Below are 26,244 nucleotides of genomic sequence, written 5' to 3'. Positions count from 1 at the left end.
CGCCTGATCCGAGACATCCCGAACCAGGGGGACCCCTTCCATGCACGCTGACCTCTCCCGCGCCACGTTCCGTCCGGAGCGGCACTACTCGGCGGTCGTCGCCCAGCAGGGCCGCGTCCAGCTCGACGCCGACCTCAACGAGCAGACCGCGATCCAGCTCCACCAGGCCCGCACCCTCACCGCGGACCTGATCGGCCGGTACGGCGGACCGCGCGACGCGACCGGCTTCCGCATCGAGTACGTGGGCGGCAAGCACGACATCGACACCCTGTACATCCACGGCGGCCGCTACTACGTGGACGGCATCCTGTGCGACGCGGACCGCCCGGCACCGGGCACGCCCGTGCCCGACGAGGACGCCGGGGAACCGGAGCCGGCCGCGGCGACCTACTGGGACTACTGGAACCAGCCCGACGGCTTCCGCGACCCCGAGAAGCCCGGCGACCGGCTGCCCTCGCCCGCCCAGACACCGTTCCTGGTCTACCTCAAGGTGTGGGAGCGCGCCGTCTGTGCGGCCGAGGACCCGGCGCTGCGCGAGGTCGCCCTCGGCGCCGCCCTGCCCGACACCGCCGTCCGCGCCAAGGTCGTCTGGCAGGTCCTGCCGCTGTCCCTGGCCGAGCTGGAGATCGAGGACGCCGAACCGGCCAAGGAGGTGGTGCGCGCCGCCTTCGACCGCTGGGCACAGGGCCAGGCCGCCCCCTCGGCGCGGCTCGCCGCCCGCAGCGAGCGGCCCGAGCACGCCGACGAGGACCCGTGCCTGGTCCGGCCCGACGCCCGCTACCGCGGACCCGAGAACCAGCTGTACCGGGTGGAGGTGCACGCGGGCGGCGAGGCGAAGGACGCCACCTTCAAGTGGTCCCGGGAGAACGGCTCGGTGGTCTTCCCGGTCGACGAACTCGACGGCACCTGGGTGCAGTTGGCCACCCTCGGCCTCGACGACAAGCTGGACCTGGACGTCGGCGACCTCGTCGAGTTCACCGACACCGCCTACGCCTCCCGCCTCGAAGCGCTGCCCCTGCTGCGGGTCGAGGAACTGGACCTGCCGGGCCGGCGCGTCCGCCTCTCCGGCGAGCCGGACCCGGGCGTGGGACGGCTGCCGCATCTGCATCCGTTCCTGCGCCGCTGGGACCACCGCGAGGGGCCGCGCCGCAAGGGCCGTACCGCTGCCCTGAAGGGCGGCGCGGTGCCTGTCACCGAGGGGGAGTGGCTGCCCCTGGAGGACGGTGTCGAGGTGTACTTCGCCAAGGGCGGCGGCTACCGCACCGGCGACCACTGGTTGATCCCCGCCCGCACCGCCACCGGCAGCGTCGAGTGGCCCACCGACCCGGCCCGCCGCCCCCTGCTGACGGCGCCCGCCGGGATCGCCCGGCACTTCGCGCCGCTGGCCCTGGTCAGGGGCGAGGGCGGCACCGTCGACCTGCGCCTGGCCTTCGGACCGCTCGCCGTCGGCATTCCGGCGGCCGACGAGGCGACGCTCGCCGCCGAGGCACAGGCCGCGAGCGAGGAACAGGCCGCGGAGGCCGATCCCTCCGGCGGCCGCTCACAGACCACAGCGGCGGCCGAGGCCGCCGTGGAAGGAGACCGCTGATGGCCCAGCCGATGAGCGCGTCCAAGCTGGTGGAGATCCTGCGTGCCGAGGGCGTCACCGTCCACGAGGTGCGCAACTGGCGTCAGCACAACCGCAACAGCAAGGGCCCCTGGGGACCGGTGAACGGTGTCATGATCCACCACACCGTCACCTCCGGCACGTCCGCCTCCGTCGGTATCTGCTACAACGGCTACTCCGGCCTGCCCGGCCCGCTGTGCCACGGTGTGATCGACAAGCAGGGCCATGTCCACCTCGTCGGCAACGGCCGCGCCAACCACGCGGGCCTCGGCGACAGCGACGTCCTGCGCGCCGTCGTCAACGAGACGAGACTGCCCCACGACAACGAGGCCGATGTCGACGGCAACCGGCACTTCTACGGCTTCGAGTGCATCAACCTCGGCGACGGCAGGGACCCCTGGCCCGAGGCGCAGAAGGAGGCCATCGAGAAGGTCTCGGCCGCCATCTGCCGCCACTACGGCTGGTCCGAGCGCTCCGTCATCGGGCACAAGGAGTGGCAGCCGGGCAAGCAGGACCCGCGCGGCTTCACGATGGACAGCATGCGGGCGCGCATCGCCGAACGGCTGGCCGGCAGGGGCGGCGGGAAGGACCCGGGCGGCCCGACCGACCCGAAGCCCGCGCCGAAGCCGGCGCACGCGCCGTTTCCGGGCAGCGGCTTCTTCCACATCGGGCAGAGGTCGCCGGTCATCACGGCCATGGGCCGCCGACTCGTCGCCGAGGGCTGCGGCCACTACGAGAGCGGGCCGAGCCCCGAGTGGACCGAGGCCGACCGCAAGTCGTACGCCGCCTGGCAGCACAAGCTGGGCTTCAAGGGCAAGGACGCGGACGGCATCCCCGGCAAGGTCAGCTGGGACCGGCTGAAGGTGCCGTCGGGCGGGTGAGCGGGCCGCGCCCGGGCGGGGCCTCAGTCCCGCTCGGCGCTCTGCTCCTTGTCCCGCTTCAGGCTCTTGACGCGCACCGATTCCTTGCGGACCTCGGCCTGGGTGGCGCGCTCCTTCTCCAGCCACTCGGGCCGTTCCTGCTTCAGCGCCTCGATCTGCTCGGTGGTGAGGGCCTCGGTGACCCCGGCGCGCGCCAGGCCCGAGATGGAGACCCCGAGCTTCGCCGCCACCACGGGGCGGGGGTGGGGGCCGTTGGCGCGCAGTTCGCGCAGCCACTGGGGCGGATCGGCCTGGAGCTCGTTCAGCTCGGCGCGCGAGACGACACCCTCCTGGAACTCGGCGGGGGTGGCGGGGAGGTACACACCCAGCTTCTTCGCCGCCGTGGCGGGCTTCATCGTCTGGCCGGTCTGCTGCGAACTCATGAGGTCAAGGGTATCGGCCGGGTACGGGAGGTCCGACCACGGCCGGTAACCTGGCCTGGTGACAGGCTCGGAGGAAACACCGTCGTTCCGGCTCGCGTACGTCCCCGGCGTGACGCCCGCCAAGTGGGTACGGATCTGGACCGAGCGCCTGCCCGACATCCCCCTCACCCTTCTCCAGGTGACGGCCGCCGAGGCGTCCGACGTGCTGCGCGACGGCGGGGCCGACGCCGGGTTCGTACGGCTGCCGGTCGACCGTACGTTCTTCAGCGCGATCCCCCTCTACACCGAGGCGACGGTGGTCGTGGTCCCCAAGGACCACCTGATCACGGCGGCCGAGGAGGTCACCCTGGACGACCTCGCCGACGAGGTCCTCTTCCACCCCCTCGACGACGTCTTCGACTGGGACAGCCCGCCCGGGGAGCCCGCCTTCGAACGCCCGGCCACCACGGCCGACGCCATCGAGCTGGTCGCGGCCGGCGTGGGCCTTCTGGTCGTCCCCCAGTCCCTGGCGCGTCTGCACCACCGCAGGGACCTCACCTACCGCACGGTCGTGGACGCCCCCCGGTCGAGCATCGCGCTGTCCTGGCCGGAGGAGGCCACCACCGACCTGGTCGAGGACTTCATCGGCATCGTCCGCGGGCGGACGGTCAACAGCACCCGCGGCCGCGCCCAGCCCCCGGCGCAGGAGAAGGGCAAGCGCCCCGAGAAGAAGCCCGCCGCGGGCAAGTCGGCGGCACGCAACCCACGAGGCCGCTCCGGCGGCTCGCAGGGCACCAAGCGGGGCAGGCCCCGGAAACGGTCGTAGGGCCGGGGTTCCGGCTCTGCCCAGGAGACGCCGCGGTCAGGACTGCGGGGCGCGGTCGCCCAGGTCGGCGACGGCCAGGGCCAGGCCGGCCAGGACGAACAGGAGGGCCGTCAGCACGCCCAGCTGCAGTGCTCCGGAAGCCCGGCCGTGGTTGGCGAGGTGCGCGAAGTACACAGCGCCCACGGCGGCGATGCCGGCCGCCGACCCGACCCGCTGCCCCATCTGCAGCACCCCTCCGGCCGCGCCGGCCCGGCGCACCGGGACGCGGGCGAGGGTGAGGGCGGTGTTGGGGGAGGTGGTCAGGCCCGAGCCGACCCCGGCGACGAGCAGGGGCAGGGCCGCGGCCCATCCCACGCCCACACCCGGCACCAGCCACACGGCCGCCATGGTCCCCAGCAGGCCGAGCACCACGGCGCACAGCCCCCAGACCACCAGCCTGCGGCCGTACCGGACGACCAGCCGTCCTCCGGCCAGCGCGGCGACCGCCGAGCCGGCCGCGAACGGCATCGCGGCCAGCCCGGCCGCCAGCGCGCTGTAGTCCAGGGTGTTCTGCAGGAACAGCGTGTACACGAAGAAGACCGAGGTGAAGCCGGCGAAGTACACCAGGCTCAGCAGCGACCCGCAGGTGAACGAACGCCGGTTGAACAGCCGCAGGTCCACCAGCGGCCCCCGCCCCAGCCGCCCCTGCCGCCGCTCCCACACCCAGAACGCCACCAGCAGCGCCATGGCCACGGGGACCAGCACCCACTTGCGCCGCCCGGGCCACGCCTGCTCCTGCACCAGGGGCAGCATCATCGCCAGCGCACCGGCGCCGAGCAGCAGCACGCCCGGTACGTCGAACCCCTCCCCAGAGCCCTTCGGAGGGGACTCGGGCAGCAGGCGCAGCGCCGCGGCGAACACGGCCACGCCGATCGGCAGATTGACGAAGAACACCCAGCGCCAGCTGCCGGACGCCTCGATCAGCAGCCCTCCCGCCAGCGGGCCGACCGCGGTGGAGACGGCGACGACACTGCCGAACATGCCGAACGCCCGGGCACGCTCGGCGCCCTGGAACATCTGCTGGATCAGCCCCGACCCCTGGGGCGCGATCATGCCTCCCGCCACCCCCTGGAGCAGCCGGAACAGCACCAGCCACCCGGCGGTCGGCGCCAGCCCGCAGGCCGCCGAGGCCAGCGTGAACAGGGCGACCCCGACGATGAAGGTCTCCCTGCGGCCCCGCAGGTCGCCCAGCCGGCCCGCGGGCACGAGGAACAGGCCGTAGCTCAGGGCGTAGCCGGAGACCACCCACGACAGGTCGGCCTGCGCCGCGTGCAGCCGTTGCTCCATCGAGGGCAGCGCCACGTTCACGATCGACGTGTCGAGCAGGGTCATGAAGCCCGCCGTCAGACAGACCGCGAGCGCCTTCCAGCGTCGCTCGTCGGTGACCGGCTCCGTGGAGCCGGCCTGCACTGTGGTCATGGGGCCTCCGCCCGGAGCGGTCCACCGCGTCGTGGATTCCTGCGATCACCGTAGAAACCGGCACCGCCCCGCGCTCGTCGTGCCACGACCGCCCTACGCCGCCGCGGGCCGCCCGCGGGCCGCGCGGCTGATGCGGCTGCTGGCCGAGAGGGCCGTGACACATCCGAAGAACAGTTCCTACTCGGACTGCGCCGACCGGGCGACGCCCCCGTTCACGGACTCGACGCCCCCCGTACACGGACCTACGGCACGCTGTCCGTCAGGACTCGCCCGTGCCCAGGAGCCACGCGTATGCCGACTGCGCCGTGAACTCCGCCTGGCCGCCCCGCAGGAGCAGCCCCGCGGTGGCGAACTCCGGGGCGTCGGCCTGTGCGGCCACGTACGGGATCGCGATGCAGCGCATCCCCGCCGCGTGCGCGGCCGCCGCGCCCGGTGCCGCGTCCTCCAGGGCCACGCAGTTCGCGGGGGCCGCCCCGAGGCGCCGCGCCGCCTCCAGGAAGATGTCGGGCGCGGGCTTGCCGCGAGGCACCTCGTCGGCCGAGACGACTGTGCGCAGCCGGGCGTCCAGGCCCGTGCCCGCCAGCACCGCCTCGATGGCCTCGGGGGAGGAGCCCGAGGCCACGGCCGTCGGGACGCCCTCGGCCGCCAGCAGCTCCACGAACGCGCGCATCTCCGGATACACGCGGGTGCGGGTGCGGGCGAGCTTCAGATAGCGGCGGTTCGTCGCGGCGAGCAGTTCGTCGACCGGGGCGGTGAGGCGGTATCGCTGCTTCCAGACGATCACCGTCTCCAGGGTGCCGACCCCGACGTAGCTCTCGTGGTCCGCCCACGTGTAGCCGCGTACGCCGTACTCGGCGAGGGTCTCCCGGCTCGCTTCGTAGTAGTTGGGCTCGCTGTCCACCAGCGTTCCGTCGAGATCGAAGATGACCGCGACAGTGCCGAGTCGGCCGAACCTGCTCATGGCGTCCAGGATGCCTGGCGTCAGGTGCGCGCGGCCGTCCGGCCGACCGACTCCACCAGGGGCAGCAGCCGGTGTGCGACGCGCTCGCGCAGCGCCACTTCCGTCCGGGTGCGCACCACGCCGGGCAGGCTGATCAGCTTCTGGATCACGTCCTCGAGGTGGGCGTTGTCCCGCGCCACGACCCGGGTCAGCAGATCCCCGCCGCCCGTGATCGAGAAGGCCTCGACGATCTCCGGTACGGCGGCCAGCGCGTCCCCGACGTCGTCGAGGTGGCCCTGGGTGACCTCGATGTGCACGAAGGCCAGCACCGGGTGGCCCAGCGCCGCGGGGGACAGCGCGGGACCCGTGCCGGTGATCACGCCCTCCCGCTCCAGGCGGTCCAGCCGGGCCTGCAGGGTGCCGCGGGCGATGCCGAGGATGCGGGCGTACTCGCGCACGCTGGTACGCGGCTGCTCCAGCAGCAGTCGCAGGATGCGGGTGTCGAGCTCGTCCACGGCCATGGCGTGTCGGCCTCCTCGTCCCTTCGATGATCACCAACGACAGTACCAATGGCACAGCTCACAGCAGCGCGGGTGAGCCGTCCGGTCTGGTCCGTTGGCCCGTCGCCGGACGTCCTCGACCGACCTCGGTTGTGCCAATGGTTCAGTGATGCGGAAGAGACTTGAGCCAGTGACCCTGTTGATGCTGTCATGGAGGCGTCGATGGCGCTGCGGATCCCGCGGCGCCTTTTCCATGCCAGTGTCCACAGGGGGCGGGAAAGCAGTGCTGAAGAGGGTGTTCGTGGCTCCGGACCCGGGGCGGCTGCGGCTGCGTTTCGCCGCGCGGGCCGTGCTCGGCATCGGACTGGCGGTGGTCGTCTGCGGCCTGGCCGGACACTCCCTCGCGGGCGCCGTCACGGGCGGGCTCGCCGCGCTGCTCGCACTGTTCACGGTCGCCGACGCCACCGTCCGCGGGCAGGCCGTCACCACCGCGCTGCTGCCCGTCGTGGGCCTGCCGGTGCTCGCCGCGGCGGCCGAGCTGCACGACCACCCCGTGGCGCGGGACCTCGCCTTCCTCGCCGTCGTCGGCGCGGGTGTGTACGCGCGCCGCTGGGGTCCGCGCGGGCACAGCCTCGGCGTGTTCGCCTTCATGACCTTCTTCATCGCCCAGTTCCTGCACGCCACCGCGGGACAGCTGCCGGAGCTGTACGCCGCCGTCCTGCTGTCCGTCCTCGCCGCGGCGGCGGTGCGCTTCGGGCTGTGGTGCTACGAGCGCCGTCTGCCCCCGGTGGCCGCGCCCGCCCCGACCGCCGGCACCGGCCTGGCCCGGGTGACCACCCGGCAGGCCGTCCAGGCGACCGCGGGCGCCGGCTTCGCGCTGATCGTGGGCCACCTGGTGTCCGGACAGCGCTGGTACTGGGCCGTCGGTGCCACCTGGTGGATCTTCGTGAACACCGCCTCGCGCGGCGAGACGCTGGTCCGGGGCTTCCGCCGGGTGCTCGGCACGGTCATCGGCATCGGCCTCGGCCTGCTGATCGCCGTCCCGGTGCACGGCGCCCCGGCCCCCACCGCGGTCCTCGTCGCCGTGGCCGTCTTCGGCATCTTCTATTCGGCCGCCGTGTCCTACACCTGGATGATGCTCTGGGTGACGCTGCTCGCCGAACTGCTCTACGGCCTCCTCGGCGTCCTGAGCCCCGGCCTGCTCGTCCTGCGCCTCGCGGAGACCGGCGTCGGCGCCCTCGGTGCCGTGCTCGCCGTGCTGTTCGTGCTGCCCGTCACCACCCACCTCACCACCGACGCCTGGATCCAGCGCGCCCTGCGCTGCGTGCACCTGTGCACCGCGCAGGCCGCGGCCCGGCTCGCCGGCTCGCCCACCGCGGACCCCGCGCCACGGGTGGCCGAACTGGAGCAGCTGCTCGGCCGGGTACGGCTCTCGGTCGCGCCGCTCGTGCACCCGCTCAACCCGATGCTCGGCCGCAAGCGCCGCGCCCGCCGGGTCCTCACCCTGCTGGACGACTGCGCCCGGGAGATCCGCGGCCTGGTCGCCGTCGCCGCCGACCCGGAGGCCTCCCACGACGCCCGGCTGGCCGCCGCCTGCTGGCGCGTCGAAGCGGCCGTCGAGGCGCTCACCAGGGGCTCGGAGCACATCACCTGCCCCGCCGAACCGCCCGCGGAACCCGCCCTCGCCCACCTGCACGGTGTGGAACGTGCCCTCGCCGAACTCGCCGAGCCCCTGCGCACCCCGGCGGGGTCACCCCTGGTCGGCGCCTGAGACGCGCCGACCCGAAGGCCTTGGTCTAGACCGCAAACTGCTACCGTCGGCCCCGTACCGGCTCGTACTGGCTCGTACCGAGAGGGGACAGCGGTGGCAGACGGCGGCAGGCGGCAAAGGGCGTTCATCGGGTCGTTCACGGCGGCGGGCGGGCCCGGGGTCGTCACCGCGGCGGTCCACCCGCACAGCGGCGCCCTGGCCCTCCTGGAGAGCGTCGACGGTGTGCCCGACCCGTCGTACCTCGCGCTCGCGCCCGGCGGGCGCACCCTGTACGCGGTCAGTGAGACCGCCGACGGAGCGGTGGCCGCCTACCACGTCCACGACGACAAACCACGCCTCGCCGGGCCGCCGGTCCCGGTCGGCGGCAGCGGGCCCACCCACCTCAGCCGCTTCGACGGCCACGTCCTGACCGCCAACTACGGTTCCGGCAGCATCAGCGCCGTCCCCGTCCGCCCCGACGGCACCCTCGCCCATGCCGCCTCCGGGCTGCTCCAGCACACCGGCTCGGGTCCGCACGAGCGACGCCAGCGCGGGCCGCACGCCCACCAGGTGCAGCCGGACCCCAGCGGCCGCTGGGCGGTCAGCGTCGACCTCGGCACCGACTCGGTCCGGGTCTGCACCCTGCACGGCGGCACCCTGGCGGTGCACCGCGAGTTCGCCCTGCGCCCCGGCTCCGGCCCCCGCCACCTGGCCTTCCATCCCGGCGGCGGATACGCCTACGTCGTCAACGAACTCACCCCGACTGTCACCGTCTGCCGCTGGGACGCGGAACAGGGCTCCCTGAAGCCGCTGACCGAGACCCCGGTGCTGCCCGGAGCTCCGGCCGGCGACGCCTACCCCTCCGGCATCGTCGTCTCGCCCGACGGACGCTTCGTGTGGACCGCGACCCGCGGCGAGGACGTCCTGTCCGTGTTCGCGGTCGACGGGGAGGGGCTGCGACTGACCGGCACCGTCCCCTGCGGCGGCCACTGGCCCCGTGCCCTCGCCCAGTCCGGCGGTTTCCTCTACGCGGCCAACGAGCGCTCCGGGGAGGTGACCTGGTTCGCCATCGATCCGCTGACCGGCATGCCGCGCTACGACGGCTCGGTGGCGGTACCCGCGGCCTCCTGCGTGGTCTTCGGCTGAGCCCGCCGCCCGGCCTCGCCGGCCCCGCCCGCCTCGCCGCACAAGACGAAGGGCCCGCCCCGTCCCGGGAGCGGGCCCTGTGTCCTACAGGTGCCGTGCGGCGTCAGCGGACCGGAGTGCCCTGCGGCTGCTGCGGGGCGATGCCCAGCGCCGTCGTGTACTTGGCCAGGGCGAGCTTGCCGATCGCCGGGTACGCGCCCAGCGCCTCGGCGGTCGCGCAGCCGGCCTCGGCGGCGGCCGCCTCCAGCAGGCCCGGGTCTATCTCGGGGCCGATCAGGTACGGCGCCAGCGCCAGCTGCTGCGAGCCCGAGGACCGCAGCTGCTCGGCGACGGAGGTGATCGCACCGTCCTGGTCCAGGGCCGCCGCCATCACCGGCACGGCGAGCCGCGCGGCGAGCAGCATGCCGGTGATCCCGGCCGCCTGCACGGCCTCGTCGCCGCCCACGGACGCGAGGATGATGCCGTCGGCGGCGGTCGCCACCGTGAACAGACGGGCGCGGTCGGCGCGGGCGAGGCCCGCCTCGGACAGCCGCACGTGCAGCGCCTCGGCGAGCAGCGGGTGCGGGCCGAGGACATCGGTCAGGTCGGCGGCGATCCGGCTGTCCATGACGGCCTGGCGCACCCGGCGCAGCAGCGCGCTGTCCGGACCGGCCAGCAGCGGGACGACGACGGCGACCGGGCCGTCGGGCTCCTTGACCTCGACACCGGCGGCGACGGCCTGCTCGTAGCGGGCGGTGCGCTCCTCGGCGGCGTGCGTCAGGACGGACCGGAGGGTGGGGAACTCGGCATCGTCCCCGTCCAGGTAGCCGATCCGGGCATCCAGACCGGGCAGCTCGGAGCGGGCGATGCTCACGACCTCCTCGGCAAGGCTGCGCGTGGCGGCGCTCGGCGTACCGGGCACCGCGAGGACGAGCGCGGGCGCGCCCTCGGGAGCCACCAGCGGTTCGGGGCGGCGGTGCCGTCCGGGCTGGCGGGGTCGCGGCATTCGTACTGGCAGGCCGGACACGGGCCCAGTGGGGGAGCTCATGGAGCCGCATGTTAGTGGCTTCCTGGGCTCCTCTGTTCGGGGAGGGTGCAGGTGAGCGGTATCCGTCCGGTTTTGTCTGATGAGTTACGCGCGAATCAGAAGTGATCGGGGCACGTGATGGACAGTTGCGCCACCAAGCGGATCAATCACCTTTTCCGGTCACGATGTACAACATCGTCTCTTCACTCGGCAGAGTGAGCCGACCCGCCGCAAGGTCGGTCGCGACCCGCACGGCGCCGTGCAACGGGTCCCCCTCGGCCGGGACCCGCAGCGCCTGCGGCAGCCGTCTCGCCAACTCCTCCGCGAGGGGTACGAGCAGCGGGTCACCCATCTTGAACAGGCCACCGGTGAGAGCGATGCGGGGCTCACCCGCCGCAGGGCACACCGCGGCGGCGGACTCGGCCATGTGCCGGGCCGCCGCACGCAGGATGCCGGCCGCGACCGGGTCCCCGTCCGCACAGTCGGCCACCCGGGGCGCGAAGGAGGCGAGGACGGCGGGCCGGTCGGAACGCGGGTAGAGCAGGCCCGGCAGGCCCGTCACGGGGCCGAACTGCTCCTCGGCGCAGGTCAGCAGCCGTACGGAGCCGCCGTCCCGCCCGTCGTGGGCGCGCAGCGCCGCCTCCAGGCCGGCCCGCCCGATCCAGGCCCCGCTCCCGCAGTCGCCCAGCAGATGCCCCCAGCCGTCCGCCCGCCGCCAGCACGTCAGGTCGGTGCCGATCGCCACCAGACCCGTACCGCCGGCGACCACGGCACCCGGGCGCGGTCCCAGAGCGCCGACATAGGCCGTGACGGCGTCGGCGGCGAGCGCGACGGTCCGCACGCCGAGCTCCCGGGCCAGCGCACCCGGCAGTTCGGCGCGCAATGCCTCGCCCAGGGTGGCGAACCCCGCGGCGCCCACGACAGCCGTGTCCAGCCCGCTCACCCCGGTCTCGGCGACCAGGCCACGGACCATGGGCAGCAGCTGCTCCAGCAGATGGCCGGGATCGATCCCCCGCGCACCGGTGCACACCGGCTCCCCGGACTCCCGCTGGGCCGACGGCCCCCGGCCGGCGACGCCGACCACGGCACGGAGGCCGGAGCCCCCCGAGTCGACGGCCAGGAAGCCGGATCCGTCCGCCGCGGCGGCGGTCACGGCAGGCGCCAGTCCACCGGTTGTCCCCCCTGCTGGATCAGGAAGTCATTGGCCCGGCTGAACGGGCGCGAGCCGAAGAAGCCGCGGTCGGCCGACATGGGCGAGGGATGCGAGGACTCCACCGACGGCAGAGCGCCCAGGAGCGGCCGCAGATTACGGGCGTCGCGGCCCCACAGGATGGACACCAGCGGCTTGCCGCGCCCGGCCAGCGCGCGGATGGCCTGCTCGGTGACCTCCTCCCAGCCCTTGCCGCGATGCGCCCCCGGGCTGCGCGGGGCCGTGGTGAGTGCCCTGTTGAGCAGCAGCACACCCTGCTGCGTCCATGGCGTCAGATCACCGTTGGACGGCTGCGGCAGGCCCAGATCGGTGTTCAGCTCCCGGAAGATGTTGATCAGACTGGGCGGCAGCGGACGGACCTCGGGCGCGACGGAGAACGACAGCCCCACCGCGTGTCCCGGTGTCGGGTACGGGTCCTGGCCGACGATCAGGACGCGTACGTCGTCGAACGGCTGCTGGAAGGCCCGCAGAACGTTCGCTCCGGCCGGCAGGTAGGTGCGTCCGGCGGAGATCTCCGTGCGCAGGAAGTCGCCCATCTCGGCGATCCGTCCGGCGACGGGTTCCAGGGCCTTCGCCCAGCCCGCTTCGACGATTTCATGCAAAGGTCGTGGTGCCACGGGCGTCACCCTACTGCCGTACACAGGGTGACGATCAAGCGGTGGCCACAGTCCGACCGAGGTTGACCGAACCGTCGGCCCGGATGACCGGAACCTCCTTTCCTTGCGGGAGTTGACCTCATCCGACGGCCACGGCCCGCACGCACAGCACGTCCGGCAGATGAGAGGCCAGCTGCTGCCAGTTGTCGCCGTCGTCCGCCGAGGCGTACACCTCGCCGTTGCGGTTGCCGAAATACACGCCCGCCGGGTCCGCGTCGTCCGTCCACAGGGCGTCCCGGAGCACCGTGCCGTAGTGGTCCTCCGCCGGCAGTCCGGCCGACAGCGGCTCCCAGCTCTTGCCCGCGTCCGCCGTGCGGAAGACCCGGCAGCGGTGGTCGGCGGGCACCCGGTCGGCATCGGCGTTGATCGGGAAGACGTACGCGGTGTCGGCGCGGTGCGGATGGGCGGCCACCGCGAAACCGAACGTCGACGGCAGTCCCTCGCCGATGTCGGTCCAGTGCGCGCCCGCGTCGTCGCTGCGGTACACACCCCAGTGGTTCTGCAGATACAGCCGGTCCGGGTTGCCCGCGTCCCTGGCGACCTTGTGCACGCACTGGCCGAACTCCGGGTTCGGATCCGGCAGGAACACCGCGGAGACACCGGAGTTGGACGGCGCCCAGCTCGCCCCGCCGTCCGTGGTGCGGAACACCCCGGCCGTGGAGACGGCCACGGTCACGGCATTCGGGTCGCGCGCGTCGGTGAGCACCGTGTGCAGGCCCTCACCGCCGCCGCCCGGCACCCACTGGGAGCGGGTCGGGTGCTCCCACAGGGGACGCACCAGCTCGAAGCTCTCCCCCCGGTCCTCCGAGCGGTACAGGGCGGCCGGTTCCGTGCCCGCGTAGACCACGTCCGGCTCGGCGGCGGCCGGGTGCAGCTGCCAGACCCGCTCCAGCGAGGCGCCGGTGTCCTGGGGGAACTTGACGGCCGGTCGGGACGGCTCGGTCCAGGTGCGGCCCAGGTCGTCGGAGTGGAACACCGACGGGCCCCAGTGCGCGCTGTCGCCCCCGGCCAGCAGCCGCGGGGTGCTGCCGCGGGTGTCGAGGGCCACCGAATACACGGCCTGGGCGTTGAAGTGGGGACTTTCGTCGAACTCCCAGGCCCCTCCCCGCCGCCGCCCGATGAACAGACCCTTCCGGGTGCCCACGGCGAGCAGTACCTCGGTCATGCCGACCACCTCCGGGACGTCTTTGTCACGAACAGTTTTCAGACATCGGCCAGTGTGCACCCCGGCACTGACAACGACCCATGGAAACCACGTCGTCGCAGGTCGGAGGGCTGGTGTCGGCCTGTCGCGGAATTCCGGAGCGCACGTTGCGGCAGAAGCCTGCGCGAGCGGCGACTCTCGTGCGACCGTCGGGACGGGGGCTCGCCCTGAGCAACGAGAGGACCTCTCCCGTATGGGAGGGCGGTCCGGCCTGTCCGTGCGCTCGTTGAGGAGGATGCCGTTGATGGCGTTCCGTGGTCCGAAGGTGTGGCTGTGGCGCTGGCGGCGCAACCCGCTCAGGCGTCGTGCCGACATGGTGGAGGCCTGGGTGCTGCTCGGCGCCTGGGGGCTCACCGTCCTGGCCGGGGTGCTCGCCGGTCTGGTGACGGCCCGCACGGTCGAGCAGGGGCTGGCCCGGGAACGCCTGGAGTGGCGGCCCGTCGTGGCGCGGGTCATCGGAAAGGCGCCGGGATCCGCCACATCGGACGTTGGGGCTTCGGGCGGCGAGCGGGTGTGGGCGAAGGTGCGCTGGACCGTGGCCGACGGCTCCCTGCACACCGGCCAGGCACGGGTCGCGCCCGGCAGCGGGGCCGGCACACCGGTCACCGTCTGGACGGACCCGCAGGGCCACCTCGTCACCAGACCCGCCACCGCCTCCCAGGCCCGTCTCCGCGCCGGCCTGATAGGCACCCTGGGCGGTGTGAGCGCGGCGGTCGTCCCCTTCGTGGCCGGCCGCGCCCTGCGCGGCCGCCTGGAACGACGCCGCATGGACCGATGGGACACGGAGTGGGCCCGCCTGGGCCCCCAGTGGGGCCGGATGACGGGCTGATCCCGGGCCGGCTCCGCCCGCCGGGGCGACACCACTCGGCGCACAGGGACCGAACAAGGGGCGGGACGGTCGAATGACGGCCGACCGACGGCGCGCCGTGGGCCCATGGCCGGGCGAGGGCCGGCGTCCGCCTGCTGATCAGGCCGCTCGAGCGGCGTGGCGCTGCCGCGGGCTCGCGTCGCGCGCGTCTGTGCTCAGTGCTTGCGCGGCGCGGTGGCCCGTGCGGTGGGAGCGGGCGCCGGCCGTCGGCCCGGCTTGCGAACACCGCAACTCCGGCGCGTTCGGAGCCGCAAGCCTGGGCCCGTGGCTGCGTGCCGACGGTCCCCTCGGGCGAGGGCGGGCGTCAGCGGCGCCCTGATTGGCTGGCCTGTGCCGTGGAGGGCCCGCGTCGACGGCCCGGCGCGTGAGCGAACGTCATCACCCCGGCGCCCCCTACCCGTCCCCCAACACCTCGCGGCACCTCCTCAGCAACCTCTCGTCCTTCAGGATGTCGTGGCTGCCGTAGCCGCCCGTTCGGGCCGTGTGGCGGCGAGGGGTGGCGAGTTCCATGGTCACCAGGTCCCACAGGGGTGCGCCCGCGGGGCCCATCTCGGTGAGGAGCGCGGCCGTTGTGCCGCGCGTGCGGGGGTTCTCCGTCCAGGCGGAACGGAGGACGGGGAGCACGGGCTCGGGGTCACCGGCGATGTGCCAGAAGGCGTACGCGGCGGCCGTCCGTTCCCACAGCCGGTCCGACTCGGTCATGCGGCGCAGCGCGGGCAGCGCGGGGCGGGCCTCGGGACCGAGGCGGGCCAGCTCCGCGGCGGCGGCGCGCCGACGGCCGGACCGGTCGTGCGTCAACTCCCGTAAGAAGACGGGGAGCACGGCGGAGGCGTCCCCCTCCGCCGACCACAGCGCCCCCGCCGCCACGGCCGCGCACCCGGCGTTCAGCAACCCCCGCAGGTCCGGCACCGCCACGCGCGCGGCCGGCCCGAACGACCCCAGGGTGCGGACCGCGTCCGTCACCACGGCCTCCCGGGGACCGGCGCCGCCCGGCGTGCCCCGCAGCAGCCGCAGCACCTCCCCGACGGCCTCCGTGTGGCCCAGGGTCCGGAGCGCCGACAGCAGCGGTACGGCACGGTCGGTGACGTCGGGGGAGTCGAGGGCCACCCGGCCGAGCCCGCGGCGCAGCGCGGGAGCCAGCGGAGCCGCGGACCCGCCGAGATGGACGATCACTTGTCCGAGGTCGTCGGGTACGACCGGCCCCGCGAGCACCTCGGCCAGCAGCGGCACCGCCCGCGGATCACCGCTTCTGGCGAGGGCCTTGAGCGGGCCGCCCAGCGTCGGTGCCCCGCGTTCCCACCGGTTGACCCGCAGTCCGGGCCGCTCGGTCAGCAGCGCGGCGAGGTCGTCGGCGGCGGGCGCGGCCAGCTCGAACAGCTCCGACAGGACGGACACCGAGGCGTCCCGCAACTGGTCCTGCTCCGCCCACAGCTGGGCACCGATCAGCGCGACCGGTTCGCAATGGTCGGCGCGCCACTCGCGGAACAGCGCCGCCGACATCCACACCGCGTTGCACCGGTCGATCGGGTCCGGGCTGGTCAACTGCCCGCTGAGCAGGGCGGTCCGGTCGGTCACCCGGCCGCCGAGGGCGGTGTGGAGCGTCCGCAGCAGGTGCGAGCCCTCCTCGTCCGACGGGCGCAGGCGCCGTATCCGGCCGACGAGCGTGTCCGTCTCGGCCCGGTCCGGCCCGCCGCAGCGCTGCTCGGACCTGTCCCGGAGCAGCCGCACCACGGTGGGGACCAGATCGGCCGGGAGCCGGTCCGGCGCGCCGAGCGCGAGCTGGCCGAGCGCGGCGAGCCGCAGGCCGGGGTGGTACGGCGGAGCGCTCTGCGCGGCCAGGAGGTCCACCGCCGCGGCGGCGTGCCCGGGGTGGCACCGTGCGAACTGGCCGAGGCTCTCGGTCACGGCGAGCAGCACCCGGCCGTCCCGCTCGACCGTGAGCCGCTGCCGCAACAGGTCCAGCACGCGTGCCGGTTCGTCCAGGAACCGTACGAGCGCCCCGGGCGCCGCCCGCCGCACCCCCGCGTCCGGGTCCCCGGCCAGCGCAACGAAGGCCTCCGCGCCCGCGCGCACCGCGGTGTGCGCCGGTGCGCGGCCGGCTCCGGCGCACTCCTCGCCGATGCTGACCAGCAGCTCGACTATGCCGCCCCGGTCCGGCACCTCCGCGCGGGCCATGAGGCCGAACAGGAACGGCACGCAGGCCAGCGTCGAGTCGTACACGTTCCCCTGGTGGTGCACCGAGCCGTACATCCCGTCGAGCGCTGTCTCCCGCTCGGCCGGGTCCGCGGAGGCGAGTCCCCGCAGCAGCGCGGGCACGTCCTGCGCGCTGCCGTACGCGTGCCGCAGCGAAGCCCAGTCGACCTCGTCGATCCCCGTGAACACGTTGTCCTCCCCAGGCGATTGCCACCTGATCGCGAGTCTGCACCACGGCACTGACAACGAAGCGGAGTCGCGCGGCGACTGTGTGCGATCCGTCGGCTGTCACCGGCCACGGAGCGCGCGCCCGGCGGGAGGGATCAGTTTCCGCCGGGCAGCGCCCGCTCCAGGATCGTGTCGAGGTCGGCCGCGCCGGACAGCGTGCCGAAGGCGTGCCCCCAGTCGCCGCCGAGCCGGCTCGCGCAGAAGGCGTCGGCGACCGCGGGCGGAGCGTGCCGGACGAGGAGGGAGGCCTGCAGGGCCAGGGCCATCAGCTCCACCAATCGGCGGGCGCCGGACTGATCGGTTTCGGCCAATCGGTCCTTCAGCCGGGCCACGGCCGCGTCCAGGCGTGCGTCCGCCCCCTGCGCCAGGGCGAGTTCGGCGAACAGGGCCTCCGCGGTGCCGGGCTCGCGGCCGAGCGCCCGCAGCACGTCGAGCGCGTTGACGTTCCCCGACCCCTCCCAGATCGACAGCAGGGGTGCCTCCCGGTAGTGGCGGGGCATGCCCGAGTCCTCGACATAGCCGTTGCCGCCCAGGCACTCCAGGGCCTCCGCCGTGAAGGCCGGGCCCCGCTTGGTGACCCAGTACTTGCCGACCGCGGTCGCGATCCGCCGGAACGCCTGTTCCCCGGCGTCCCCGCGCACCGCCCGGTCGGCCGCCCCGGCGAGCCGCAGCGTGAGCGTGGTGGCGGCCTCCGACTCCAGCGCGAGATCGGCCAGGACGTTTCGCATCAGCGGCTGGTCGACCAGCCGGGCGCCGAACGCGCTGCGGTGCCGCGCATGGTGGCCCGCCTCGACGAGCGTCTTGCGCATCAGCGTCGCCGAGGACATCACGCAGTCCAGCCGGGTGCAGTTGACCATCTCGATGATCGTCTTCACGCCCCGGCCCTCGGGACCCACCAGCCAGGCCACGGTCCCGTCGAACTCCGGCTCGGAGGAGGCGTTGGACCGGTTGCCCAGCTTGTCCTTCAGCCGCTGGATGCGGAACGTGTTCCGGCTGCCGTCGGGCAGGATGCGCGGCACCAGGAAGCAGGACAGCCCCTCCGGAGCCTGGGCCAGCACCAGGAACACATCGCACATGGGCGCCGACGTGAACCACTTGTGCCCGCGCAGGGTGTACACACCGGGCTCGGCGGTGGGCGTGGCCACGGTGGTGTTCGTACGGACGTCGGAGCCGCCCTGCTTCTCCGTCATGCCCATGCCCGCGAGCAGCCCTCGCTTCTCGGTGGGCACCCGCAGCCCCGGCTCGTACTCGCGGCTCGTGAGCAGCGGTTCGTAGACCTTGGCGAGCTCCGGCTGGGCGCGCAGCGCGGGGACGGCCGCGTACGTCATCGACGTCGGACAGCCGTGGCCGGCCTCGGTGTGACCCCACACCAGCCCGCCCGCGGTACGGGCGACGTGGGCGCCCGGCCGGGCGTCCGCCCACGGCGCGCCGGCCAGACCCTCGGCGACCGCGACCCGCATCAGGTGGTGCCAGCTGGGGTGGAACTCCACCTCGTCGATCCGGTTGCCGTACCGGTCGTGCGTGCGCAGCTCGGGCTCGTGCCGGTTGGCCTGTTCACCCCACTCCTGCGCCTGGGCGCTGCCGGCGCTCAGGCCGAGGCGCCGTACCTCTTCCTCGGCCCAGCCGGCTTCCTCGCGGCGCAGCCCTTCGAGGAGGGCCGGGTCCTCGGAGGCGTCGTAGGGAGCCAGGGGGGAGGCCTGGTTGGTGACGTCGTGGGTGGCGTACTGCGGCTGAGGCCGTGCGGGTGTCGAGACCATACGGTCATGTTGCACGCTTCCTGCGGTTGTAGCAATGATGCAACAAGAAGGCGCACGTACAGTACGTGTCCATGCGGATGAACGTGTCAGTGCAGCCCGGCGAGGCCGACCTGCGGCCGCTGTCCGCGCGATCGGTCGTGCTGAGCCTGCTGCTGGGCACGCATCCGCCGGAGCTTCCGGTGAAGGACCTCGTGCGGCTGGTGGAGCCCTTCGGTGTCGGCGGCTCCACCCTGAGGGCCGCGCTCAGCCGGATGGTGGCCGTCGGCGACCTGCGGCGCACGGACGCCGTCTACGGGCTCAGCGACCGGCTGCTGGCCCGCCAGCGCCGCCAGGACGAGGCGCTGCACCCCCGCACGCGCGCGTGGGAGGGCGACTGGGAGATGGTGGTGATCACGGCGACCGGCCGCGGCCCCGCCGAACGCGCCGAGCTGCGCGCCCGGTTGACCGCCCTGCGCCTGGCCGAGCTCCGCGAGGGCGTGTGGCTGCGGCCCGCCAACCTGGTCCGCTCCCTGCCGGACGACCTGGAGCGGGTGGCCCGGTCCTACGGCGCCCGCCCCGACGGTTCCGCGCACGAGCTGGCCGCCCGCCTGTGGCCGCTCGACGCCTGGGCCGACACCGCCCGTGCGCTGCTCGCCCATGTCACCGAGTCCCACCGCCCGGCCGATCTGCTGACCGCCTTCGCCGCGGTCGTACGCCATCTGCTCACCGACCCCGTCCTGCCTCCCGGGCTCCTGCCCGCCGACTGGCCGGGAGAGGCCCTGCGCACCGCGTATGCGGACTATCAGCGGGAGCTGGCCCGGTCAGTCAGGTGATCTCTGGGTCCGGCGGCGCGGCCTTTGCCCCACGGGTGGTAGAGCACGTATGTGAGCGCTCAACCGCCGTCCGGCCCGCCGCCCGGTCCGCTGCACGGAGCGTCGGAGCCCGGACCGCCGCCGCCCCCTCCTCCCGCTCCGCCTGCTGCTCGGCGACCTTGGTGGCGTGGCGTGCCCGCGCTCGTCGTCGCGGTGCTCGCCGTCGTCGGCATCGCGGTGGTGTTCGCGATGTCCAGGGGTGGCGAAGGCGGCACGAAACAGGACCCCAGCACCGCCGCGTCGGCTCGCGAGATCACGAGACGCGTGGCACTGACCCCCGCGGACTGGGGATCCGGTTTCACCCGGAGCGATCACTACGAGAACGAGGAGAAGTCCGAGGGCGTGACCGATCCCGACTGCAACTACGTGACGCAGCCGATCGTGAACGCGCTGGCCGCCCTGCAGCGCGGCGTCAGGAAGGAGGACAGGACGGTCTATGCGAACTCGACGGTCGTGGTCTACCGGAACGCGAGCTCCGCTCAGGCGGACGTCGCTCGGCTGCGCTCGGACGTGCAACGGTGCCCGATGGAGAAGGAAGCCGCGAGCAAGGCGAGATGGGAGAGCGTCCACCAGGTCGACGTCCCGCGGCCGACGGGCTTCGACGAGGTGGTGGGGGAGGAGGGCCACCTGGTCGCCGACGAGAACGGCCGGCCGGCGGACGCGTACTACACGTATCTCACCGGCCGCAAAGGGCGCTACCTGGTGCAGACGTATGTCACCCGCGGCGGCACCCCGGCGCAGAACCGCAGTGACGCCACGAATGCGCTCTCCCTCATGCTGAGCCGCCTATAGCGCGCAGGTCACACCGACCGGTGATACTGCTCCGGCACCCGCACCTCGCCCCCGAGCTCGCGTGCCGCCAGCCGCGGCCAGGACGGGTTGCGGAGCAGCTCGCGGCCCAGCAGTACCGCGTCCGCCTCGCCGTTGGCCACGATCTTGGCCGCCTGCTCGGCATCCGTGATCAGGCCCACGGCGGCGACCGGCATCGGGGTCTCGGCCTTCACCCGGGCGGCGAAGGGAACTTGGTAGCCGGGGGCGACGGGGATGCGGACGCCGGAGGCGTTGCCGCCGGTGGAGACGTCGAGCAGGTCGATGCCGTGGGTGTGCAGTTCGCCCGCGAAGCGGACCGTGTCGTCCGGGGACCAGCCGTTCTCCTCCAGCCAGTCGGTCGCGGAGATGCGGAAGAACAGCGGCTTGTCGTCCGGCCACACCGCCCGTACGGCGTCGACGACCTCCAGGGCGAAACGGGTGCGGTTCTCGTACGAGCCGCCGTACGCGTCGGTGCGGTGGTTGGAGTGCGGGGAGAGGAATTCGCCGATCAGATAGCCGTGTGCGCCATGGATCTCGGCGATCTCGAAACCGGCGTCGAGGGCGCGGCGGGCGGCGGCCGCGAACTGCTCGACGATCGCCCGGATCTGATCCACCGTCAACTCGTCCGGCACCGGGTGCCCGTCGTCGAACGCGACCGGGCTCGGCGCCAGCGGCTGCCAGCCGTGCGCCTCCGGGCCGACCGGTGCGCCGCCCTTCCAGGGCCGGTCCGTGGAGGCCTTGCGGCCGGCGTGCGCGAGCTGGACCGCGGGCACGGTGCCCTGCGCCGCCAGGAAGCTGGTGATCCGGCGGAACGCCTCGGCCTGCGTGTCGTTCCAGAGGCCCAGGTCGTACGGCGAGATCCGGCCCTCGGGGGAGACGGCCGTGGCCTCGACGACGATCAGACCGGCGCCACCGGTCGCGCGGGCCGCGTAGTGGGCGAAGTGCCAGTCGTGCGGGGCGCCGGCCAGCGGGCCCTCGGGGGCGGCCGAGTACTGGCACATCGGGGGCATCCAGACCCGGTTCGGGATGGTCACTTCGCGCAGGGCGTAGGGCTCGAAGAGCGCGCTCACGGCGGACTCCATTCGTCGCGGGGCCAGTGGCAGGCTCGTACGATAACCATCGTAGTACAGTGGATGTCAAACTACGATGCTTCTCGTACAATGAAGGTGCCGATCAGCCGAAGTGGAGCCGCCGCCGTGACCAGTAGCACCGACGCGACCAGTCGCGCGCTTCCGCATCCGAGCTGCGACGAGATCCGTCTGGAGGCCGTGCTGCACGCGCTCTCCGATCCGCTGCGGCTGCAGATCGTGCGCGATCTCGCCACCGACGGCGGTGAGCTCTCGTGTTCGCACTTCGACCTGCCGGTCACCAAGTCCACGACCACGCACCACTTCCGGGTGCTGCGCGAGAGCGGAGTGATCCGGCAGGTCTACCGGGGCACGGCCAAGATGAACGGCCTGCGCAGGGAGGACCTGGAGCAGCTCTTCCCGGGACTCCTCGACAGCCTCCTCGCCGCCGCCGACCGTCAGGCGGTCCGTCTCGGGGGTGACGGCTGAGCCGGCACGATCGCCGCGACCGGGCCGCGTACATCCCGAACCGGCCTGCCTACGAGGCCGCCGTCCGTGCCGCCGTCAGCAGCGAGTCCCAGTCGGCCAGCTTGACCACGCTGCGGCCCAGCGACGCCCCGAGTTCCGCCTCGGCCCGCTCGATGGCCTGCCAGCCCGCCCACGCGACCGGCTCGATCCCCGCAGCCCGCAGCGCCGCGACGGGGTCCACCGGCACGTCCCGGCGTTCGAGCACGGGAGCGTCCGCCAGCAGGGACGTCGCCGTCTCCTTGGCGCAGGGGCGGTTGGTGCCGATGACACCGGTCGGACCGCGCTTGATCCACCCGGACACATACTCGCCCGGGGAGGCGAGGCCGTCGCGCACGACGCGGCCCTCCTCGTTCGGCACGGTGCCGGTGCGCGGGTCGAACGGCAGCCCTGCCAGTGGCACTCCGCGATATCCCACCGAGCGCAGCACCAACTGCGCCTCGATGTCCTCGAAGCGACCCGTGCCGGTCACCCCGCCGTGCCCGTCCGGCGCGGTCCGCTCGAAGCGCACCGCGCCCACCCGCCCATCCTCGGCGAGGAGTTCGACGGGACGCAGGAAGAAGCGCAGCCCGATGTGGCGTGCCGCGTCCCCGGGCGGCCGGTCCGCCCAGCCGCGCAGCACCTCCACGTTGCGGCGCTGCGGCGCGGGCAGTCCCGACGGGTCGGTGTAGGCCGGGTCCAGCGTCAACTCGGCCCGGTCGACGGCGACTTCGGTGTCGGGCAGGCCGCCCAGCTCGCGCAGCTCCTTCGTGGTGAAGCGGGCCTGCGAGGGGCCTCGCCGGCCCACCATGTGCACGTCGGTCACCCGGCTCGCGGCCAGTGTCGTCAGCGCCGCCTGCGGCATGTCGGTGGGGTTCAGCTCCGCCGCCCCGCGGGCCAGCATCCGCGTCACGTCGACCGCGACATTGCCCACGCCGATGACCACGGCCGACCTGACCTCGTGGACGAAGTCCTCGGGCCGGGAGTCGGGATGCGCGCTGTACCAGGACACGAACTCGGTCGCCGACCAGCTGCCCGGCAGATCCTCGCCGGGAATGCCCAGGTGCCGGTCGGTCGCGGCGCCCACGCAGTACACCACCGCGTGGTACAGCTCCCGCAGCCGGTCCACCGGCAGCCCGCGGGGGCCGCCGATCTGCACGCCACCGAGGAACCTCACCCGGTCGTGCTCCAGGACCGTCCGCAGGTTTCCCTGCAGCGACTTGATCTTCTCGTGGTCCGGTGCCACGCCGTAGCGCACCAGACCGTACGGACACGGCAGCCGGTCCAGGACGTCGACTCGCACCTCGGAGTCCTGCTGGATCAGGCTCTGGGCGGTGTAGCACCCGCTCGGCCCGGAGCCGACAATGGCGACACGCAGCACGGCGGAACCCCTTCCCCGGAAGGCCGGAGGAGATCGCTGATGGCTCCAGCATTGCACCGCAAGGGCTCCGCTGACAGGGTGCAGGCGGGTGATGTGGACGCGTGTCCATTCGTATGGATTGTGATCATGCGGTTACGTTCCGTGTGTGCTAGACGCATCCTTTCTTAATCTTTCCGCCCGTTGTGCGGCGGACGGCGCGGTGACCGTCCAGCCCGCGTGGGCGGTGCGGGAGCGCGGGGAGCGCACGTCCTGGTTCCATGTCCTGCTGGCCTTCGCCGACGGCGCCCGGGTCGACGCACTGGCCGTGGTGACCGGGGCAAGCGTCTCCATCGAGGACGTCAGGGCCCAGCCCGCCCTCTCCCTGGCCGACCTGACGGTCCTCGCCGACTGGATCGAGACACCGCTGTTCGAGGCGTGCGGCATGAAGACGAAGGCCGGGGCGGAGACGAACGCCGCCGGGGAGACGGTTGCCGGGACAGGGACGGCGTACGGCATCGACCACGCCAGGCCGCTCGGCCCGAGCCGTGCCCGCCCCACATGGCCGCGGGGCGTCGAGGGGCGCCGGCTCGTCGCGGAGAAGTACCGCGCCGCCCGGGACGAGGGGCTCGACCCCGTCCTCGCGGTGATGTGCGCGACCGGGCGCAGTCGCCGCAGGTCGCTCCGGCTCATCGCCCGGGCGCGGGAAGCGGGCCTGCTGACGCCCGGTCACGCACGGCGCTGACGGCCGGGTCCGGTCACTCCGGCCGGTCGTCCGTCGCGAAGAACCGCGACAGATCCTTCTCGCACGTGCTGCCGGGCGGCTCGGTCCCGGGCGGCATGCCCAGCTCCCAGTCGAGCCGGTAGCGCTTGAACAGCTCCGCCCGCAGGACGGGGATCTGCATCGGCACTCCGGGGATCAGCGCCGCGTACACGGCGCCCATGAGCAGCGCGCGCAGCATCGGGTAGTCGGTCGCGACGTCCTGCGAGCCGTACCGGGCGACGGTGTCGCTGAGCAGCTCCGACAGGCGCCGCTGCTCCGGGCACTGCACGAACCCCTGGGCCTGCAGCAGTCCGGCCATGTGCTGCCGCATCAGTACGGGCCGGTCGCGGGCCAGTCCCAGGATCGCGTCGATGGCCCTGGCCAGCTGCTCCCGGCCGTCCTCGGTGTGCGGCTCGCGCTCCAGGGCCTCCTGCAGCGTCCGGTGCATCAGCCGGTGCACCGCGGACTGCACCAGCTGGCGTTTGCCGGGGAAGTAGTACGACACCAGTCCGCGTGCCGAACCCGCCCGGTCCGCGATGTCACCCAGGGTCGTGGCCTCGAAACCGTGCTCGCCGACCAGCTCGACCGCGGCCTGCAGGAGCCGCTCCCGGGAACGACGGCGCAACTCTTCATTGACCGAGGCGCTGCGCGGGGACATGCTGTAACTCCTGCGTTGACTGGCTGCCAGCCAACTATACTCAACGCGGGAGGCCCGGCTTCTGCGCGGGTCCGCTCAGAGCTGCCGTCCGTCTGGGGCGACGCGGGGGATCGTCTCAGGCGGGCGGCGTTTTCCTTCTTACGACGGTGAACCGGGGGCGGGCCGGCCCATCAGGTTCAGCACCGGCAGCAGTGCGTCCGGTCGCTCGGCGCACGGCAGATGGTCCACGAAGTGCACCCGGCAGCCCAGCGCGCTCGCGCCACCGTCCGCGGGGCGGCTGTCGCCGACCATCAGTACGTCCCGCGGATCGGCGCCGAGGGCCTCGCAGGCGGCGGAGAACAGCCGCGGGTCCGGCTTCTGGACGCCGTGTTCGTACGACAGGACGTACGCGTCCACGTAGGGGTCGAGACCGTGCTCGCGGAACACCGGGCGCAGATCCCAGCCGATGTTGCTGACGATGCCCACCCCGATCCCGCGCTCGCGGAGCGTTTGCAGCACTTCGGCGGCGTCGGGGTAAGGGGACCATGCGGCCGGGGACATGTGCCGCTCGTACAGCGCTTCGTGCAGCGCGGGGTCGGGGAGCGGGACCCGGCGGGACAGACCCGTGTACGCGGCCCGGTGCGACTCGGCGCTCTCGTCGCGCACCGCCCACACCTCGGCGAGCTCCTCGGGCAGCTCGACCGGCAACGCCCCGCCCGGCAGCGCACCCGCCGTCTCCAACGCCCGTGCCGTCTCGATCAGTTCCGGCTCGGAAAGACTGAAGACCGTCTCGGCCAGTACGGCGCGCAGCCATGACTCGGTGGACTCGATACGGAAGAGGGTCCCGGAGAAATCGAAGAGGACGGCAGCCATGTGCCGGACCCTACCGGCGGTCCGTCCGGGGCATGGCCGGGGTCCGGCGCGTGTCGGTTCGGCGGAGCGGGTCGCAAAGCACCCCGGAACTTGCCGGCCGGCCACCCAGCGGCCCCTCGTACACCACCACCGCCACGGCCACCACCAGCGCCCCCAGCAGCCACCCGCCCACCACGTCCGAGAACCAGTGCACCCCCAGCCACACCCGGGTCAGGCCGACCCCGACGACGGAGACCACCGCCACCGTGAGCGCCGTACGCCACAGCACGCGCCCGGCGCCGAAGTGGCGCAGCAGCCACAGCAGCAGGCCGCACACCACCGTGGCGGTCATCGCGTGACCGGAGGGGAAGGCCGCGTAGTGGGCGGAGTCGACGGGGTCCGGCCAGACCGGGCGCGGGCGGCCGACAGCCGCCTTCAGCGCCTGCTGCGCCACCGTGCCCAGTGCGCAGACGACCTCCAGCCACAGTGCCGCCCGCCACGCCGAGCGGCGCCACACCAGCCACAGCGCGGCCGCCGCGGCCACCAGGCGCATGGTCAGCGGGTCCCAGACCCAGTCCGTGAGGATGCGGAAGAAATGCGTGAGGCCGTGTTCGTCGAGCGCCCAGCGGTGGGTGGTGCGGGCGATGTGCCCGTCCAAGGTCATCAGGGGGCGCCACTCGACCGCGACCAGGGTCAGCAGCGCCGCACAGAGCACGGTCAGGGCGGCGACGGCGAGGACGGCCGGGCGGGTCGGGCGGTGCATGCCGTGATCT

General features: G+C 73.4%; 25 protein-coding genes. 10 read left to right on the top strand and 15 right to left on the bottom strand.

The genetic code is table 11. The features are described 5' to 3' along the window. Positions 1 to 40 precede the first annotated feature (40 nt). Together ACFY1J_RS23730 and ACFY1J_RS23725 are read left to right on the top strand one after the other, a co-directional pair. Positions 41 to 1,588, top strand: coding sequence for a DUF6519 domain-containing protein (locus tag ACFY1J_RS23730; protein WP_390710523.1), 1,548 nt, complete (start codon positions 41 to 43; stop codon positions 1,586 to 1,588). Continuing rightward, positions 1,588 to 2,487: a peptidoglycan-binding protein gene (locus ACFY1J_RS23725; RefSeq protein ID WP_390710524.1), complete on the top strand. Its 900-nt coding sequence runs from the start codon at positions 1,588 to 1,590 to the stop codon at positions 2,485 to 2,487. The genes ACFY1J_RS23730 and ACFY1J_RS23725 overlap by 1 nt, the downstream gene beginning before the upstream one ends. 23 nt (positions 2,488 to 2,510) lie before the next feature. On the opposite strand, the gene ACFY1J_RS23720 is transcribed toward ACFY1J_RS23725, so the two are convergent. Continuing rightward, positions 2,511 to 2,909, bottom strand: coding sequence for a DUF5997 family protein (locus ACFY1J_RS23720; protein ID WP_390710525.1), 399 nt, complete (start codon positions 2,907 to 2,909; stop codon positions 2,511 to 2,513). A 58-nt stretch (positions 2,910 to 2,967) separates the two neighbouring features. Between ACFY1J_RS23720 and ACFY1J_RS23715 the strand changes: the two genes are divergently transcribed. Then, positions 2,968 to 3,714 carry a LysR family substrate-binding domain-containing protein gene (locus ACFY1J_RS23715; RefSeq protein ID WP_390710526.1) on the top strand — a complete coding sequence of 249 codons (747 nt, stop codon included), beginning with the start codon at positions 2,968 to 2,970 and terminating at the stop codon, positions 3,712 to 3,714. Between the two features lie 36 nt (positions 3,715 to 3,750). On the opposite strand, the gene ACFY1J_RS23710 is transcribed toward ACFY1J_RS23715, so the two are convergent. The 3 genes from ACFY1J_RS23710 to ACFY1J_RS23700 all read right to left on the bottom strand — a co-directional run bounded on the left by ACFY1J_RS23710 (position 3,751) and on the right by ACFY1J_RS23700 (position 6,633). Beyond that, positions 3,751 to 5,172: an MFS transporter gene (locus ACFY1J_RS23710; RefSeq protein WP_390710527.1), complete on the bottom strand. Its 1,422-nt coding sequence runs from the start codon at positions 5,170 to 5,172 to the stop codon at positions 3,751 to 3,753. A gap of 259 nt (positions 5,173 to 5,431) precedes the next feature. Next, a complete protein-coding gene (locus ACFY1J_RS23705; protein WP_390731818.1) occupies positions 5,432 to 6,133 on the bottom strand; it encodes an HAD family hydrolase in 702 nt (233 codons plus the stop codon). 20 nt (positions 6,134 to 6,153) lie between these two features. Then, the gene (locus ACFY1J_RS23700) at positions 6,154 to 6,633 is read right to left on the bottom strand and encodes an Lrp/AsnC family transcriptional regulator (RefSeq protein ID WP_390710529.1); all 480 of its coding nucleotides are present in this window, start codon (positions 6,631 to 6,633) and stop codon (positions 6,154 to 6,156) included. A gap of 262 nt (positions 6,634 to 6,895) precedes the next feature. Between ACFY1J_RS23700 and ACFY1J_RS23695 the strand changes: the two genes are divergently transcribed. Both ACFY1J_RS23695 and ACFY1J_RS23690 read left to right on the top strand, forming a co-directional pair. Continuing rightward, a complete protein-coding gene (locus tag ACFY1J_RS23695) occupies positions 6,896 to 8,383 on the top strand; it encodes an FUSC family protein (protein WP_390731817.1) in 1,488 nt (495 codons plus the stop codon). A gap of 93 nt (positions 8,384 to 8,476) precedes the next feature. Further along, positions 8,477 to 9,508: a lactonase family protein gene (locus ACFY1J_RS23690; protein ID WP_390710531.1), complete on the top strand. Its 1,032-nt coding sequence runs from the start codon at positions 8,477 to 8,479 to the stop codon at positions 9,506 to 9,508. Positions 9,509 to 9,611: 103 nt separating this feature from the next. On the opposite strand, the gene ACFY1J_RS23685 is transcribed toward ACFY1J_RS23690, so the two are convergent. From ACFY1J_RS23685 to ACFY1J_RS23670, 4 genes are all read right to left on the bottom strand, one after another. After that, the gene (locus ACFY1J_RS23685) at positions 9,612 to 10,535 is read right to left on the bottom strand and encodes a sirohydrochlorin chelatase (RefSeq protein WP_390710532.1); all 924 of its coding nucleotides are present in this window, start codon (positions 10,533 to 10,535) and stop codon (positions 9,612 to 9,614) included. A gap of 142 nt (positions 10,536 to 10,677) precedes the next feature. Continuing rightward, a complete protein-coding gene (locus tag ACFY1J_RS23680) occupies positions 10,678 to 11,667 on the bottom strand; it encodes an N-acetylglucosamine kinase (protein WP_390731816.1) in 990 nt (329 codons plus the stop codon). Beyond that, the gene (locus ACFY1J_RS23675) at positions 11,664 to 12,341 is read right to left on the bottom strand and encodes a uracil-DNA glycosylase (RefSeq protein WP_390710534.1); all 678 of its coding nucleotides are present in this window, start codon (positions 12,339 to 12,341) and stop codon (positions 11,664 to 11,666) included. The genes ACFY1J_RS23680 and ACFY1J_RS23675 overlap by 4 nt, the downstream gene beginning before the upstream one ends. A gap of 118 nt (positions 12,342 to 12,459) precedes the next feature. Continuing rightward, a complete protein-coding gene (locus ACFY1J_RS23670) occupies positions 12,460 to 13,545 on the bottom strand; it encodes a WD40/YVTN/BNR-like repeat-containing protein (RefSeq protein ID WP_390731815.1) in 1,086 nt (361 codons plus the stop codon). 283 nt (positions 13,546 to 13,828) lie between these two features. On the opposite strand from ACFY1J_RS23670, the gene ACFY1J_RS23665 reads away from it, so the two are divergent. Next, positions 13,829 to 14,413: a hypothetical protein gene (locus ACFY1J_RS23665; RefSeq protein ID WP_390710536.1), complete on the top strand. Its 585-nt coding sequence runs from the start codon at positions 13,829 to 13,831 to the stop codon at positions 14,411 to 14,413. Between the two features lie 432 nt (positions 14,414 to 14,845). On the opposite strand, the gene ACFY1J_RS23660 is transcribed toward ACFY1J_RS23665, so the two are convergent. Together ACFY1J_RS23660 and ACFY1J_RS23655 are read right to left on the bottom strand one after the other, a co-directional pair. Further along, entirely contained in the window at positions 14,846 to 16,834 is a 1,989-nt protein-coding gene (locus tag ACFY1J_RS23660; RefSeq protein ID WP_390731814.1) for a HEAT repeat domain-containing protein, read from the bottom strand. Positions 16,835 to 16,968: 134 nt separating this feature from the next. Next, complete coding sequence (locus ACFY1J_RS23655; protein ID WP_390710538.1) at positions 16,969 to 18,630, bottom strand: DNA alkylation response protein; 1,662 nt, start codon at positions 18,628 to 18,630, stop codon at positions 16,969 to 16,971. Positions 18,631 to 18,701: 71 nt separating this feature from the next. Between ACFY1J_RS23655 and ACFY1J_RS23650 the strand changes: the two genes are divergently transcribed. Both ACFY1J_RS23650 and ACFY1J_RS23645 read left to right on the top strand, forming a co-directional pair. Further along, positions 18,702 to 19,442, top strand: a complete 741-nt coding sequence (locus ACFY1J_RS23650) for a PaaX family transcriptional regulator C-terminal domain-containing protein (RefSeq protein ID WP_390710539.1) — start codon at positions 18,702 to 18,704, stop codon at positions 19,440 to 19,442. 171 nt (positions 19,443 to 19,613) lie between these two features. Then, positions 19,614 to 20,273 (top strand): hypothetical protein, encoded by a 660-nt coding sequence (locus tag ACFY1J_RS23645; protein ID WP_390731813.1) that lies wholly within the window; start codon positions 19,614 to 19,616, stop codon positions 20,271 to 20,273. An 8-nt stretch (positions 20,274 to 20,281) separates the two neighbouring features. On the opposite strand, the gene ACFY1J_RS23640 is transcribed toward ACFY1J_RS23645, so the two are convergent. Next, on the bottom strand, positions 20,282 to 21,361 hold the full coding sequence (locus tag ACFY1J_RS23640; RefSeq protein ID WP_390731812.1) for an NADH:flavin oxidoreductase/NADH oxidase: 1,080 nt from the start codon (positions 21,359 to 21,361) through the stop codon (positions 20,282 to 20,284). A gap of 126 nt (positions 21,362 to 21,487) precedes the next feature. Between ACFY1J_RS23640 and ACFY1J_RS23635 the strand changes: the two genes are divergently transcribed. Then, positions 21,488 to 21,847 carry an ArsR/SmtB family transcription factor gene (locus ACFY1J_RS23635; protein ID WP_390710542.1) on the top strand — a complete coding sequence of 120 codons (360 nt, stop codon included), beginning with the start codon at positions 21,488 to 21,490 and terminating at the stop codon, positions 21,845 to 21,847. 49 nt (positions 21,848 to 21,896) lie between these two features. Here ACFY1J_RS23635 and ACFY1J_RS23630 read toward each other — a convergent pair whose 3' ends face one another. After that, positions 21,897 to 23,243, bottom strand: a complete 1,347-nt coding sequence (locus ACFY1J_RS23630; RefSeq protein WP_390710543.1) for an FAD-dependent oxidoreductase — start codon at positions 23,241 to 23,243, stop codon at positions 21,897 to 21,899. A gap of 199 nt (positions 23,244 to 23,442) precedes the next feature. Between ACFY1J_RS23630 and ACFY1J_RS23625 the strand changes: the two genes are divergently transcribed. Beyond that, positions 23,443 to 23,964 (top strand): DUF6214 family protein, encoded by a 522-nt coding sequence (locus ACFY1J_RS23625; protein ID WP_390710544.1) that lies wholly within the window; start codon positions 23,443 to 23,445, stop codon positions 23,962 to 23,964. Positions 23,965 to 23,977: 13 nt separating this feature from the next. Here the strand turns inward: ACFY1J_RS23625 and ACFY1J_RS23620 are convergent, their stop codons facing one another. The 3 genes from ACFY1J_RS23620 to ACFY1J_RS23610 form a co-directional block, all read right to left on the bottom strand. Further along, the gene (locus tag ACFY1J_RS23620; RefSeq protein WP_390710545.1) at positions 23,978 to 24,640 is read right to left on the bottom strand and encodes a TetR/AcrR family transcriptional regulator; all 663 of its coding nucleotides are present in this window, start codon (positions 24,638 to 24,640) and stop codon (positions 23,978 to 23,980) included. Between the two features lie 138 nt (positions 24,641 to 24,778). Next, a complete protein-coding gene (locus ACFY1J_RS23615) occupies positions 24,779 to 25,492 on the bottom strand; it encodes an HAD family hydrolase (RefSeq protein ID WP_390710546.1) in 714 nt (237 codons plus the stop codon). Between the two features lie 10 nt (positions 25,493 to 25,502). Continuing rightward, complete coding sequence (locus ACFY1J_RS23610) at positions 25,503 to 26,234, bottom strand: phosphatase PAP2 family protein (RefSeq protein ID WP_390710547.1); 732 nt, start codon at positions 26,232 to 26,234, stop codon at positions 25,503 to 25,505. Positions 26,235 to 26,244: the final 10 nt, after the last annotated feature.

The sequence above is a fragment of the Streptomyces sp. NPDC001406 genome, from assembly GCF_042895285.1.
Taxonomy (GTDB): Bacteria; Actinomycetota; Actinomycetes; order Streptomycetales; family Streptomycetaceae; genus Streptomyces.
The sequence above is the reverse complement of the archived record's forward strand: the minus strand, read 5'-3'. Positions and strand labels throughout refer to the sequence as shown.

Excerpts from the sequence above, each read along its gene's own strand:
- ACFY1J_RS23620 (WP_390710545.1), bottom strand. The coding sequence starts at position 24,640 with ATGTCCCCGCGCAGCGCCTCGGTCAATGAAGAGTTGCGCCGTCGTTCC.
- ACFY1J_RS23610 (WP_390710547.1), bottom strand. The coding sequence starts at position 26,234 with ATGCACCGCCCGACCCGCCCGGCCGTCCTCGCCGTCGCCGCCCTGACC.
- ACFY1J_RS23720 (WP_390710525.1), bottom strand. The coding sequence starts at position 2,909 with ATGAGTTCGCAGCAGACCGGCCAGACGATGAAGCCCGCCACGGCGGCG.
- ACFY1J_RS23650 (WP_390710539.1), top strand. The coding sequence starts at position 18,702 with ATGCGGATGAACGTGTCAGTGCAGCCCGGCGAGGCCGACCTGCGGCCG.
- ACFY1J_RS23705 (WP_390731818.1), bottom strand. The coding sequence starts at position 6,133 with ATGAGCAGGTTCGGCCGACTCGGCACTGTCGCGGTCATCTTCGATCTC.
- ACFY1J_RS23725 (WP_390710524.1), top strand. The coding sequence starts at position 1,588 with ATGGCCCAGCCGATGAGCGCGTCCAAGCTGGTGGAGATCCTGCGTGCC.
- ACFY1J_RS23655 (WP_390710538.1), bottom strand. The coding sequence starts at position 18,630 with ATGGTCTCGACACCCGCACGGCCTCAGCCGCAGTACGCCACCCACGAC.
- ACFY1J_RS23685 (WP_390710532.1), bottom strand. The coding sequence starts at position 10,535 with ATGAGCTCCCCCACTGGGCCCGTGTCCGGCCTGCCAGTACGAATGCCG.
- ACFY1J_RS23710 (WP_390710527.1), bottom strand. The coding sequence starts at position 5,172 with ATGACCACAGTGCAGGCCGGCTCCACGGAGCCGGTCACCGACGAGCGA.
- ACFY1J_RS23730 (WP_390710523.1), top strand. The coding sequence starts at position 41 with ATGCACGCTGACCTCTCCCGCGCCACGTTCCGTCCGGAGCGGCACTAC.
- ACFY1J_RS23700 (WP_390710529.1), bottom strand. The coding sequence starts at position 6,633 with ATGGCCGTGGACGAGCTCGACACCCGCATCCTGCGACTGCTGCTGGAG.
- ACFY1J_RS23615 (WP_390710546.1), bottom strand. The coding sequence starts at position 25,492 with ATGGCTGCCGTCCTCTTCGATTTCTCCGGGACCCTCTTCCGTATCGAG.
- ACFY1J_RS23665 (WP_390710536.1), top strand. The coding sequence starts at position 13,829 with ATGGCGTTCCGTGGTCCGAAGGTGTGGCTGTGGCGCTGGCGGCGCAAC.
- ACFY1J_RS23670 (WP_390731815.1), bottom strand. The coding sequence starts at position 13,545 with ATGACCGAGGTACTGCTCGCCGTGGGCACCCGGAAGGGTCTGTTCATC.